11 protein-coding genes are annotated in these 12,201 nt (G+C 56.7%); 8 read left to right on the top strand and 3 right to left on the bottom strand.

Annotation, left to right across the window (positions count from 1 at the left end):
* Positions 1-2: 2 nt before the first annotated feature.
* Entirely contained in the window at positions 3-449 is a 447-nt protein-coding gene (locus tag AC0N03_RS13485; RefSeq protein ID WP_474289331.1) for an Rrf2 family transcriptional regulator, read from the bottom strand.
* Between the two features lie 343 nt (positions 450-792).
* Here AC0N03_RS13485 and AC0N03_RS13490 point away from each other — a divergent pair, with 343 nt between their 5' ends.
* Together AC0N03_RS13490 and AC0N03_RS13495 are read left to right on the top strand one after the other, a co-directional pair.
* Complete coding sequence (locus AC0N03_RS13490) at positions 793-1,026, top strand: Flp family type IVb pilin (RefSeq protein WP_474289332.1); 234 nt, start codon at positions 793-795, stop codon at positions 1,024-1,026.
* An 887-nt stretch (positions 1,027-1,913) separates the two neighbouring features.
* Positions 1,914-3,077 carry a substrate-binding domain-containing protein gene (locus AC0N03_RS13495; RefSeq protein ID WP_474289333.1) on the top strand — a complete coding sequence of 388 codons (1,164 nt, stop codon included), beginning with the start codon at positions 1,914-1,916 and terminating at the stop codon, positions 3,075-3,077.
* A gap of 113 nt (positions 3,078-3,190) precedes the next feature.
* Here the strand turns inward: AC0N03_RS13495 and AC0N03_RS13500 are convergent, their stop codons facing one another.
* Positions 3,191-4,009: an SDR family oxidoreductase gene (locus tag AC0N03_RS13500; protein WP_474289334.1), complete on the bottom strand. Its 819-nt coding sequence runs from the start codon at positions 4,007-4,009 to the stop codon at positions 3,191-3,193.
* A 146-nt stretch (positions 4,010-4,155) separates the two neighbouring features.
* On the opposite strand from AC0N03_RS13500, the gene iolG reads away from it, so the two are divergent.
* The 5 genes from iolG to AC0N03_RS13525 all read left to right on the top strand — a co-directional run bounded on the left by iolG (position 4,156) and on the right by AC0N03_RS13525 (position 10,250).
* Positions 4,156-5,166: an inositol 2-dehydrogenase gene (gene iolG / locus AC0N03_RS13505; RefSeq protein ID WP_474289335.1), complete on the top strand. Its 1,011-nt coding sequence runs from the start codon at positions 4,156-4,158 to the stop codon at positions 5,164-5,166.
* 248 nt (positions 5,167-5,414) lie between these two features.
* Positions 5,415-6,479 carry a sugar ABC transporter substrate-binding protein gene (locus tag AC0N03_RS13510; protein ID WP_474289336.1) on the top strand — a complete coding sequence of 355 codons (1,065 nt, stop codon included), beginning with the start codon at positions 5,415-5,417 and terminating at the stop codon, positions 6,477-6,479.
* A 20-nt stretch (positions 6,480-6,499) separates the two neighbouring features.
* A complete protein-coding gene (locus AC0N03_RS13515; RefSeq protein ID WP_474289337.1) occupies positions 6,500-7,999 on the top strand; it encodes a sugar ABC transporter ATP-binding protein in 1,500 nt (499 codons plus the stop codon).
* A complete protein-coding gene (locus AC0N03_RS13520) occupies positions 7,996-9,042 on the top strand; it encodes an ABC transporter permease (RefSeq protein ID WP_474289338.1) in 1,047 nt (348 codons plus the stop codon). The genes AC0N03_RS13515 and AC0N03_RS13520 overlap by 4 nt, the downstream gene beginning before the upstream one ends.
* Positions 9,043-9,227: 185 nt before the next feature.
* Positions 9,228-10,250: a Gfo/Idh/MocA family protein gene (locus AC0N03_RS13525; protein WP_474289339.1), complete on the top strand. Its 1,023-nt coding sequence runs from the start codon at positions 9,228-9,230 to the stop codon at positions 10,248-10,250.
* 499 nt (positions 10,251-10,749) lie between these two features.
* On the opposite strand, the gene AC0N03_RS13530 is transcribed toward AC0N03_RS13525, so the two are convergent.
* Positions 10,750-11,646, bottom strand: coding sequence for a LysR family transcriptional regulator (locus tag AC0N03_RS13530; protein WP_474289340.1), 897 nt, complete (start codon positions 11,644-11,646; stop codon positions 10,750-10,752).
* Positions 11,647-11,778: 132 nt separating this feature from the next.
* On the opposite strand from AC0N03_RS13530, the gene AC0N03_RS13535 reads away from it, so the two are divergent.
* The gene (locus tag AC0N03_RS13535) at positions 11,779-12,189 is read left to right on the top strand and encodes a (R)-mandelonitrile lyase (protein ID WP_474289341.1); all 411 of its coding nucleotides are present in this window, start codon (positions 11,779-11,781) and stop codon (positions 12,187-12,189) included.
* The last annotated feature ends 12 nt before the right edge of the window (positions 12,190-12,201 follow it).

A 12,201-nucleotide genomic window follows, 5' to 3' on the forward strand; every position in this document is an offset into this window, starting at 1 on the left:
GCCTAAGCCTTGGCCGCCATGGGTTTTGCCGGAATGAGGCCGAAATCTTTCGGACGCAGCATCAGGTCGGCCAGTGTGTGACGGTCAAGAACGTTGCTGAACGCATTCAACGCTTCATGCAGAATGCCCTGCAGCCGGCACCTTTGCGTGATGATGCATTGATTATGTGTCGAAAAGCATTCAACCAGAGCAAAATCCGGTTCGGTCGCCCGTATCACGTCTCCAAGCCTTATCTCGCCCGGATCTTTGCCCAGAATCAACCCGCCCGAGCGCCCGCGCACCGCCTTGAGATATCCGGCGCGGGTCAGAAGATTGGCGATTTTCATGAGATGCGCCCGCGAAATTCCATACACCTGCGCCACTTCCTCTATCGTGATCAGATGCTCGTTTTGCGAGGCTGTATACATCAGCAGACGCAGGGCATAATCGGAAAAACTCGTGAGTTTCATTCGTAACTCCAGCAACTTGATCCGGCGGCGTGGAAAAGGAAAGCATCTGAATAAAACATATGTTTTGTTTGTATCTTATACAAGCCGGCGGGCCGATTCTTTATTATTTGCGGCCATCAGCTTCGCCGGGCGATCCGCACTGTCAGCCCACGGGCGGCGCAAGGCTCGCCGGGCCGTTTGACCGTGTTACGGGAGGTGCAAAAATAGTGTTCGTTCTCCGCCCGGAACTGCATTATGCTGATTTGGCAGAGTTACCACATTTCATATTTGAGCAATTTTGAGACTAAAATGTATCGCGGCTGCATCCGCATATAATTTGTAACAACGTGATCCGGACTTATTCATGCGGCGACTGACTGAGCAGATGGATCGATTTTTCAGGGATGAGACCGGCGCAACTCTGGTTGAATATACGGTATTGTTATCGGTTATGCTGGTAGGCGTCATCGGAACAATTCTGCTTGTAGGGGACTGGGTCGGCGTCAAGTGGCAGGCGGTATATTGTGCGCTGTCGGGCGGCAGCTATCATCATGATAACGGGCAAGGCAACAATTATGGCGCCAATAATTGCCATTAGGCCGTTTGCCCATGATGCGCACTATTCTTTGTCTTGATTTGCCAATGTGAGTGCACATGGTGTCTGAATTGCGAGCACGATTGATTTTGCCGTGGTGCTGCTGAGGCCGACCGGAATTTCAGGATGGATTTGAGCAGTTTTCTGTTGATCCCGAAAGATTAAAACTTTTTAAATCAATAGTTAATTGGCGGTGGACGCAGTATGGTGCGAACCGGTCTCTGCACAAATTCCCTGATTTGCAGGGAAAATACAGGGAATTTTTGGATTTTTGAGGGTTCAAAAGCGCAGATTTGTACTGATATATTGCGTAGAACTCAGCGCGTTAGTCGCGGATGTCGCTAAAATTCGATTGAATCATAACAGGGATAATTCTCGTTCCGAACGGGGAAATAGATGCCTCAATAATCATGATAACAGTAAGCAGCACCACATTGGCAGAAAAGGCGGTGAGGCTCTCAGTTCATCGCGGCGCTGGCCCCGAGATGCAGGTTGACAATATCCTTATCGGATTAACCCATTTTCTGTTTCATGGTGACCCGCTTGATCTGGAATAATTTGATAAATTTCAGTGATCTGACAACTTATAATTGGTCAGTGCGGAGCAAACAAATCGGTCGAACTGAGGCGAAAGTTGATAGTCTCGGGCCATAATCATTTCGGATTATTGCCTCGGAATAATGAATCTTGTCGGAGACAGGCAAGCGCCTTGGAACTCGCATTGCTCTTTCGTAACACCGGATTTTTAGATTTCCATCACGGATCAAATAGTTCTTCTTTGGCGGCTGGCTGTGTTTTGCCTGTTTGATCGCACAGATTGTTTATGCGTTTATGCAATAAATATTGCGTATTTGCACAAAATTAATATGATCCTGTAAAAGGACTCAACCATGCACCAGCCCAGATCAAAACCGCAGACGGCCAGCGAACTGCTCGCGGTACTGGATGCTGCTCAGGATTATCTGGGAAAGGGCGGACGGCGGCTTGCAGCTTTCTTCGCTGCAAATCTCGGCGTAACTGCGCTGCTGTCGAGCGCCGAAGTGGCGCAGCGCTGCGGGGTCAATGCCTCGAGTGTCGTCCGTTTTGTACAGGGGCTTGGTTTTTCAGGCTATCGCGATTTTCAGGCCGTACTTCAACAGCATCTGTCGGCGTCAATCGAAGAAGCGAGGCTTATGGACACAGGAAATCTCTCCTTGCCGGAGATTTCGAAGCCTCTGCGTCTTCATCTCGTGGTCGATTCGGGGCGCTCGTTCAATGAGGCGGCGGCAGCCGCAGCACGACATTTTTGCGTCCAAAATCCGTCCGTGGAAATTGTGGCCGAACTGCATGTTTCCTACACGGTCGATACCGCTGATTTTGCGCGGCGAATCGAAGCCGCGGCAGCAGCGTCGGACGGCATTATTCTGGTCGCAAGAGAGCACCCGGAGATCAACGATGCGGTCCGTAATGTGACCGGCAGGGGCATCCCGGTGATCTGCCTGACGACAGACCTGCCGTCGTCGGGACGAACGGCCTATGTCGGCTCGGACCAATATGTTTCCGGCGCGACGGCGGGTTGGCTGTGCGGCCGGCTGCTGCCGAGCGGAGCGGCGGGAAGGGTGCTTTTCGTTTACAGTGTTCCATTTCGGTGTCATCAGGACCGCGAACAGGGATTCCGGCATGTTCTGCGGTCGGAATTCCCGTCTCTGGTCATTGACGAAAAAGTCAGTTCCAACGAGAGCGTCGACGTGATCTACGAGGCGGTGCGCCGATATATCGGGAAAAGCGGCCCGCCGGCGGCAATCTACAACGTATCGGGGGCGAACATTGGTGTGGGAAAGGCGCTGGAGGACGAGGGGCTCAGCCATTCAACCGTGTTTGTCGGTCATGAACTCAATGTGAACTCGCGCTCGTTGCTGGAGCGGGGTATCATGGACATAGCTATCGGGCATGATTTCGAGCGCGAGATCGCCCTGGCGGTGGAATGCATCCGGATGGCGCGGCAAGGCGTTCAACCGGTAAACCGGATCACGCAGAGTCAGGTCTTTACCCGCTGCAACTGCGCCATTTTTTAATCGGGTTCTTCCCCGATCAATTCGGCCTCTTCTCCCTTCATCCGGAACTTGCCGAATACGGGGAGAAGAGGCTCTGGCTTTGTTCGCGTGCTGGCAAAGAATTTCCGGCCTTATCAAAGCGCCAGTTTTGCCGCCGGTGTTGGCGGCGCGAACGAATAGGCGCCCCAGACCGATTGGTCGAAATTGATCACCGATCCTGTCATCATGCCGGAATCGCCCGAGGCAAGGAATGCGACGGCGCGGGCGACTTCCTGCGGTGCGAGAAGACGTCCGAAGGGTTGATCGGCCGCGGCCTTTTCGAGCCAGTTTTCATCGGCGCCGTGGTATTCGCGCTGAATGCGGTCCTCGCCGTCGGATGCCATCCAGCCGATGTTGAGCTGGTTGACCCGGATCCGGTTCCGCATGGCGGCAAAAGCCGTGTTGCGCGTCAAGGTCGCCAATGCGGCCTTTGAAGCGCAGTAGGGCGAGATGAAGGGCTGCCCGGCGAGCGCCGAGGTTGAGCCGATGTTGACAATCGCGCCTTCGATATTGTCCCGGATCATCCGCCGGATGGCTTCCTGCATAAGAAAGAAGGGTGCACGGGCGTTGACGGCAAACATGCGGTCGAACAGGCTTTCGTCGGTTGTGAGAATATCGCCCCGATCGGTCAGGCCGGCGGCATTGACGAGAATGTCGACGCGTCCGAAAGCTGTGTCCAGCGCTTCGAACACGGTCCGGCAGTCAGCAACTTTTTCGAGGTCGGCCTGAACAAAGCGAACGTCACAGCCGGTCCTGGCGCGGATCGCCTGTGCAACGGCCTGGCCTTTTCCGGCGTTGCGGCCGCATGTCACCAGCCCTGCCGCACCCGATTCGGCCAGCTGCATGGCGACGGCTGCACCCAGACCCTGCGTTCCGCCGGTTACTACGGCGATCTTGCCATCAACTCTGTTCATTAGACGACTCCTCTCTGTGCAATAAAAATTGCGTTTTTTAATATCTCGAATTTTTATTGACAATCGTGCGTTTATGCAACATGTTTTGCATCAATGAAGCAAAAAATAATGCACAAAATGCATTGGATATGACAAGGAGGAATTACATGTTGCGTATCGCTGTTCTAGGATGTGGCCGGATCGGACAAATGCATGCTGCCAACGTCGCGCGTCATCCGCGCGCCGAACTGGTTGCGGTTTTCGATGTGCACCGCCCATCGGCTGAAAAGGTCGCTCAGGCGCTTGGCGTCAGCGCAGCGGCCAGTGCCGCCGAAATATTTGCCTCTGACAAGGTCGACGCTGTCCTGATCGCAACGGCGACACCAACTCACGCAGACTATATCGAAATGGCTGTCGCCGCGGGCAAAGCCGTGCTGTGCGAAAAGCCGATCGACCTCAGCCTTGCGCGGGTCAATGCCTGTGCCGCCAAAATCGGCAATACCAGCATTCCCATACAGCTCGGTTTCAACCGGCGCTACGATCCGGGCCACAGCGCGGCGCGCGCTGCACTGCTGGCCGGCGATATCGGCGATCTGCATCAGGTCATTATCACGTCCCGCGATCCGGCCATTCCGCCGCGTGCCTATCTTGAGGCTGCCGGTGGCCTGTTCCGCGACATGACGATTCACGATTTCGATCTGGCCCGCTTCATGCTGGGCGAGGAGCCGACCGAGGTCTTTGCTGTCGGCGGTGCACTTATTGATCCGGCTCTTGGGGCTGAGCTGCGCGAGGTGGACAGTGCGATGTTCATTCTGCGGACGGCGTCCGGCAAGCAGTGCCATATCAACAATTCGCGCACAGCCGTCTATGGCTATGATCAGCGTGTCGAATTGATGGGAAGCAGTGGCATGCTGATCTCGGACAATCGCAAGCCGCACGAATTGCGTCGCTATACGGCCAAGACGGTCGAGGCCAGCGAACCGTATCAGTTCTTTTTCCTTGAACGTTATCTCGAGGCGTTCATGGCCGAGATCGACGGCTTTGTGGATTGTGTCGAAAAGGGCGCTAAGCCGCTGGCGAGCTTCGAGGATGGCCGCCGCGCCCTTATCCTTGCTGAAGCCGCCTATATCTCGATGCGCGAGCGCCGTTTGGTGCAGGTTTCAGAAGTCAAAGCCTGAGTTATCCAGACATCCAGATCTGCAGGTCTGCCGCAGCGACGGCAGATCCCACCCGCGGCCACCCCGGGATAGTCTTTCAGCGCCCGCCATGCGGGCTCTGAGACCGTATTTGCGGCTGACGACATCGCAATCGGACTTTGTCTCAAATCGCAACTTCAGACTCCCTCTGTGAGCAACACAAAGGGCAGAGGCGGTGCGTCGTGCTTCTCTCGGAGGCGGTCGGACCAGAAATACAAGTGGAGGAAAGCATGAAATCGACAAAGCATTTACTGACCCGTCGGCAATCGGCAAAAGCGATTGTGGCGAGCGCGCTGCTGGTAGCATTGACCGCAGGAACCAGCATGGCGCAGGATAAGAAGCCGGACATCAGGATCGGGTTCACCCCGAAATTCCTGAAGGACGATTTCCAGACGCTGATGCTGGATTTGTCAAAAAAGGCTTTCGCCGCCAAGGGCTTCACCCTGGTTGGAGCGCCTGATCCGAACGGCGATATTGCCGCTCAGGTTGATGCGTTGCAAAATCTGATGGCCAATGGCGCCAATGTCATTGTTTTCGCGCCGATCGACGCCGCAGGCATCGTGCCCGTCGTCAAGAAGGCCAATGACGCCAAAGTTCTTGTCTTCTCGATTGATGACAGTCCGGCTGGCGGCAAGGTGACGGCGACCGTTCGCGCTGACAACGTTGGCGCTGGCGCACAGGGTGCCAAGGAAATGGCCAAGCGTCTTCAGGACAAGGCCTGCTGGTCTGATAACAGCTGTGTTGTTCTTGAGCTTCAGGGCGCTCTGACCACGCCAAACGGGCTCGACCGCTCCGAGGGCTTTGCCAAAACTCTGCACAAACTGGCTCCCAAAGTGAAGCTTATACAGCGCCCAACGGAATGGACCGCGGATATGGCGGCGGATGCCACGCAAAATGTGCTCACCCAGAACCCGTCGCTGAGTGGCATCTTCATGGCATCCGAATTGATGGCGTCTGCTGTCAACGCGCGTCTGACCGCTGCCGGCAAGGGCGCTCCGGTAGGCGATGCCCATTCTGTGATCCGCATTGCAATCGACGGCACGCCGCAGGGTTTGCAGCTCATTCGTGAAAAGGCTCTGGATGCAACCGTGTCTCAGCCTCTCAGCGCCTATGCGAGCAAGACTGCCGAGCTGATCGATCTGGTCTCCAAAGGTGGCACGATAAAGATCGGACCCCGCGACGATGGTCAGGTCATCGAGACTCCTGTCGGACCCCAGTATCAGCTGAACGCGACGCTGGTGACCGCCGACAATGTCGACTCGCCTGACCTGTGGGCGAACAAGGTCGGCAAATAAGCCATAGAAAGGGACGAAACGTGGAACCGAAGATCATGGACAACACGCGGCCCATCGTAGAGATGCGCAATATCGCCAAGACCTTTGGTTCTACGCGCGCTCTGCTCGGCGTGGATTTCACCGTCATGCACGGTGAGGTCCACGCCCTGTTAGGCCGGAACGGCGCAGGAAAAAGCACGCTCGTGTCTACAATGAGCGGGTTTACACCAGCCGATACCGGATCGATCCGGATTGCCGATACCGAAGTCGAGGCAAACGGCCACAGTTACGCGGCAAGCATCCGCAATGTCATCGCGCATGTCCAGCAGACGCCGCAATTGTTCAACCTGCTCACGGTCGCGGAAAATCTTTTTCTGGAAAACCCGAACGTCCGGTCAAAATTCGGCATGGTGAGCCATTCCCGCATGTTGGCGCTCACCGATGATTTGCTCCGCAAGTGGAACATGGACATCCGGCCAGACTCGCTGGCGGGCGAACTCGGCGCGGGCGCGCGCCAGTTGCTCGAGATTATGAAAGCGCTCAGCCGCGGCGTCCCGGTCATGATTCTCGATGAGCCGACAGCGGCGCTCAGCAATGCTGAGAAGCGGATATTGTTCGATCAGGTGAGGACGCTCAAAGCCGCCGGGGTCTCCTTTATCTACATTTCGCACCACCTCGATGAGGTTTTTGAGGTTGCGGACACCGTGACCATTCTCAGGGACGGCCGGGTCGTCAAGGCGCGCGAGCCCGTCAGCGGTCTTGATGTGGAGACGATCGCCGATCTCATGATGGGCGAGAAGACCGCCCGAAGCGTGCGCGTGGACTATACGGATTATGATGCGCCAGTCCTGCTTCAGGCAAACGGCATCCGGGTTGATCAATTTTCGGACAAGAATATCGACTTTCAGATACGCCCGGGCGAAATCGTGGCTCTGGCCGGTCCTGTCGGCGGCGGCAAGGAGACGCTGGCCATGATTCTCGCCGGACAGGAGAAGCCGGCCAAAGGCGAAATTGTCAGCCCGCGCGGAACGCTCCCGACGATCGGGCTTGTCCCTACCGACCGGCATGCGAGCGGTTATGTCGGCATACTCGGCGTTCGTGAGAATGTGGCCATCGGCGGTCTCGACATGTTGTCCGGCACTTTGGGCTTCATCAATAAAAGCCGGGAAAACAAACAGGTCGGGCGGCTCGCACGGGAGACCAATGTGATCGCGTCGTCTCTTGAGCAGGCTGTCAGCCAACTGAGCGGCGGCAACCAGCAAAAGGTGGTTTTTGCGCGCGCACTTTGCCGGGACCCCGAGGTTATCGTTGCCCTCAGTCCCACCCGCGGCGTCGATGTGGGGGCCAAGGAACAACTCTACGCGCTGCTGCGCGACCTAGCCAGAAAGGGTCTGGGCGTTGTCGTTGTTTCTGACGAAGAGGATGAAATCGCACAATTGGCCAATCGCGTCGTCATCGTGTTCGAGGGACAGATAGTCGACGAACTGGTCGGTGAATACACGATGAAAGATCTAATCTTGCGCATGGAGGGCGTGATATGAGCATCGAAATGGTGAGCAATTCCAAACCGGACAGGCGGAATTCCGGTCAGTCGCGATTTTCGGCCTTCGGAAGCGCCTTCGTCGCTGACGGGTACACGATGTACCCCGTGCTTCTCATACTTGTGATCGTGGGTGCCGTCGTTGCGCCGCGCTTTGCAACGTCGGCTAATCTTATCAACATTCTCGAGCAGGTCAGTGTCCTCGGGCTGACCACCATCGGGCTGACATTCGTCGTGCTCATCGGCCGTTTAGACCTTTCTTTGGAAGGTATCGTCGGCTTCGCGCCGATGCTGGCGGCGATAACCCTGGTTCCTGCAGCAGCAGGCGGGCTTGGTATTGAATTGCCCGCTTGGGCTGGTCTGGTTGTCGCGCTGGGAACGGCCGGACTTATCGGGCTTTTCAACGGCTTCATGGTGGTAAGGGTGGGGCTTAATCCCTTCATCTCGACTCTGGGTCTGCTCGTGCTGCTGCGCGGCGGTGTCCTGATCATTTCAAATGGCCGTTCCATTTACTCCCCCGGCAGGGCTCTGACCTATCTCGGCTCTGAAAAGCTGCTGGGACTCCCGGTCTCGGTGCTTGTGTTTGTCGTGATCGCGATTCTGGTCGGATTGGTCTTCAAATATCATCGCTACGGACGGGCATTGTACGCGGTTGGCGGCAATGAAGAAGCGGCGCGCGCCGCCGGTATCAACGTCGACAGGGTGATCTGGTCTGCTTTTGTCTTTGCCGCGCTTCTGGCGGGGCTGGCTGGCGTCCTGATGACCGGGCGACTGGATTCGGCGGTGACGACGCAAGGGCAGGGGATCATATTTTCGGCCTTTGCTGCGGCAGTTATCGGCGGCGTGAGTCTGGGCGGCGGCCGTGGCACCATCGTCGGCGTCGTGAGCGGCGTGCTCCTGATCGGCGTCATCAATAATCTGCTGACGCTGGCGCAGGTGCCATCCTTTTATGTGCAGGCGTCGACTGGCGCTGTCATCATCATCGCAGCCGTGTTGACAACCGTTGCCAGCAACCGTTCAAGCGGCGTGCGCACGCGGACCTGAATTTCTGCTCCGGCATATGCTGCGAAAGCGGCCTGTGCCGGAGCGATATACGAGACGATTGTCTCCACCATTGTACCAATCTGGGCGCGTCGCTCGGCAAATGTCGGGGCGCGCCCATTCGCGACAGATCTCATTTTGAAAGTTCAGAGTGCAGTCCGGATGATCATTGCACGCAGGAGAGATAGATGCGTATCGGAGTGGTAGGTTACGGCACCGGTGGACGGCACTTTCATGTACCCTTCATTCAGGCTGCCAAGGGTGTCGAACTAGCGGGCATCGTTGCCCGTGCGCCCGAGACTATAGCTGCCGTTCGGTCCGACCTGCCGGATATTCCGATTTACGCAAGTCTTGCCGAAATGCTGAGAAGCGGCGTAGATGCCGTCACCATCACGACGCCGCCGCACACGCGGCGCGAACTTGTGCTCGAGGCGATTGCCGGAGGTATCCATGTCATTGCCGATAAGCCCTTCGCGCCAAGCGCTGAAGCCGGCGCCGAGCTTGCGCGCGCTGCCAGAGCGCAGGGCGTCGCGCTGGGGGTGTTTCATAACCGCCGCTGGGATACTGATGTTCTGACGCTCAGAAAGGTGCTCGAAAGCGGCCGGCTGGGCAGGCTTTGGCGTCTGCATTCTCGCATGGATCAGGATGATCCGCGAACCCTTGAGAAAGGCCCGGCAGGAGGCCTTCTGCGGGATCTCGGCAGCCACATGGTTGATCAGGTTCTCTGGCTGCTTGGGCCTGTGGTTTCCGTCTATGCGGAACTTGACTTCATCGATTATGCCGAAGGCCTGACCGATGCCGGATTTGTGCTCAATCTTCGCCACGCTTCAGGCGCATGTTCCCACCTTTCGTCAAGCAAGCTCAATAGGCTCGCGGTCAAGGAATACCGCGCCTATGGCGAGCTTGGCAGCTTTGTCTCGACGGGCAGCGATGTGCAGGCGCAGGCGATATATGCCGGACGCCGGCCCGCAGATGATCTGAAGGGCTGGGGGTATGAAAAGGCGGAACACCGGGGAGCGCTGCGTACCGCAAACGGTACGGAACGCGTGCCTTCCGAGCAGGGCCGTTACCACGATTATTACGAGCAGTTTGCCGCAGCCGTGATCAGCGGCGGGCCGTTGCCAGTCTCGGCTGAGGAGGGCATCGCGACGCTCGCCGTGCTGGATGCTGCGCGGATCAGCGCGGCGGAAGGCTGCGTCGTTATATTCTAGGCTGCAAGAAAAGGCGGTTTGCTAATTTCCTTCTCGCTTCGATGCCTTTATCCAATTCTCCGTCATCTGCCTCATCTGGAATATTTTTGATTTATTGCAATGATTTGAATAGTTGCACTGGATTATTGCAGAGTGAACAATTGGATCAATCTGAAGCCAGAATCACCATTTCAAACCAATGAAACGTCGTCTTGCGAACTACTACACGGACGTCCTTGGTTGTGCGTTAGGAGCGCTCAGATGCAGGAGACTTTCGTCAATCTTAGTTTACAACAAGCCAGCGTGTATTTGTCGTACGCCTAAAAATGACGTCACTTTTAGCGTTGACGCGCCATTGATTGATTGGGATGGGCATTTCTCTTGGTCCACTGCATTGGTTGAATGGAAGAATATATCGGTTGCTCCGCAAGAACGTTGAAGAGCATAGCGCATCGCGCATGGTCTCCTCGTCATCGCTGTGCGGGGCGCAATTGATCCGAGCGAACCGACTATGGCAACATCAGTGCGTGCGATACCGAAGGGCGTCGACTAAGACTGCAAATGCGGGCGTCGGCTGTCTGCGGCTTGGATAGTAAAGGTGAAAGCCGGAAAACGGGGCGCACCAGTCGCTCAAGACCCGGATCAGCTTGCCTTCGGCAATCAACGGTAATACGCGGTCTTCCGGCACGAACGCCAGCCCCGCTCCGGCCAGAGCGGCCTTGACGGCGAGCGTGGCCGTGTTGACGACGAGCTGGCCTTCCACCCGCACTTTGAGCTCGCGCGTTCCTTTTTCAAATTCCCAGGCGTAAAGACCGCCGGCGCTTGGCATGCGCAGATTGATGCAACTGTGAACGGTTAAATCCTGTGGTGTTCGCGGCTTTTTCCGGTCGCTGAAGTAAGCTGGCGATCCGACCACAGCCATGCGCATGTCTGGCGCGATGCGTACCGCCACCATGTCCTTTGCAACCTGCTCGCCGAGTCGCACGCCCGCATCAAGGCGTTCGGCGACGATGTCCGTCAGCCCGTTGTCGATGATGATTTCGACAGTGATGTCGGGGTAGCGTGGCAGGAGTTTTTCGATTGCGGGCCATAGCACCATATCGGCGGCATGCTCGCCGGCAGAAATCCGCACCGTCCCCGCGGGTTTATCGCGAAGCGCCGTCAGCGCAGCCAGTTCCGCGTCGACCTGCTCCAGCCTTGGACCGACCGTGTCGATCAGGCGCTGTCCTGCATCGGTCGGCGCAACGTTGCGCGTCGTTCTGGTCAGAAGGCGAAGACCAAGCCTGGCTTCAAGATTGCGCATGGTCTGGCTCAAAGCCGACTGTGACACGCCGAGACGAGCGGCGGCCCTGGTAAAACTTCCCTCCCGGGCGACCGCCAGAAAGGCGGTTATGTCATTGAGATCGATCCGCGCCATTCATTAGCTCACCTTATGACTACATGCACATTTTAGCATCTAATTGTAGCAATGGGCAGGTGCTAAATTGAAAACAGGATGAAGTAGAAAAGTTTCGCACTGTCTCCGGCTTTTTCTGGATAGGAGAACAAAATGAACATTATAAGTTCTGGCTTGCAGGCCTCAGCCAAAGGCCCTTCTGAATATTTTACGGGAACCGTTCGCATTGATGCGCCGTTCGCCGCCAGCGAACCCGCTCGCGCCAGCGGCGCCACCGTTACGTTCGAGCCGGGCGCGCGCACGGCCTGGCATACGCATCCGCTGGGCCAGACACTGATCGTCACCGCCGGATTTGGCTGGGTTCAGCGTGAAGGCGGACCGGTCGAAGAGATACGCCCAGGGGACATCGTCTGGTTCGCCCCTGGCGAGAAACACTGGCACGGCGCATCGCCGGCGACAGCCATGACGCATATTGCCATTGCCGAAAAACTCAATGGCAGCCCTGTCGACTGGATGGAAAAGGTTACCGACGAGCAGTACCAGTCCGGTCCCACCCGCATCTAAACGAGGAACTGC

This window comes from Methylocystis sp. sgz306128, from assembly GCF_056032725.1.

Coding starts and splice junctions, on each gene's coding strand:
- AC0N03_RS13500 (WP_474289334.1), bottom strand. CDS start 4,009: ATGAACAGAGTTGATGGCAAGATCGCCGTAGTAACCGGCGGAACGCAG.
- iolG (WP_474289335.1), top strand. CDS start 4,156: ATGTTGCGTATCGCTGTTCTAGGATGTGGCCGGATCGGACAAATGCAT.
- AC0N03_RS13495 (WP_474289333.1), top strand. CDS start 1,914: ATGCACCAGCCCAGATCAAAACCGCAGACGGCCAGCGAACTGCTCGCG.
- AC0N03_RS13510 (WP_474289336.1), top strand. CDS start 5,415: ATGAAATCGACAAAGCATTTACTGACCCGTCGGCAATCGGCAAAAGCG.
- AC0N03_RS13535 (WP_474289341.1), top strand. CDS start 11,779: ATGAACATTATAAGTTCTGGCTTGCAGGCCTCAGCCAAAGGCCCTTCT.
- AC0N03_RS13485 (WP_474289331.1), bottom strand. CDS start 449: ATGAAACTCACGAGTTTTTCCGATTATGCCCTGCGTCTGCTGATGTAT.
- AC0N03_RS13530 (WP_474289340.1), bottom strand. CDS start 11,646: ATGGCGCGGATCGATCTCAATGACATAACCGCCTTTCTGGCGGTCGCC.
- AC0N03_RS13520 (WP_474289338.1), top strand. CDS start 7,996: ATGAGCATCGAAATGGTGAGCAATTCCAAACCGGACAGGCGGAATTCC.
- AC0N03_RS13525 (WP_474289339.1), top strand. CDS start 9,228: ATGCGTATCGGAGTGGTAGGTTACGGCACCGGTGGACGGCACTTTCAT.
- AC0N03_RS13490 (WP_474289332.1), top strand. CDS start 793: ATGCGGCGACTGACTGAGCAGATGGATCGATTTTTCAGGGATGAGACC.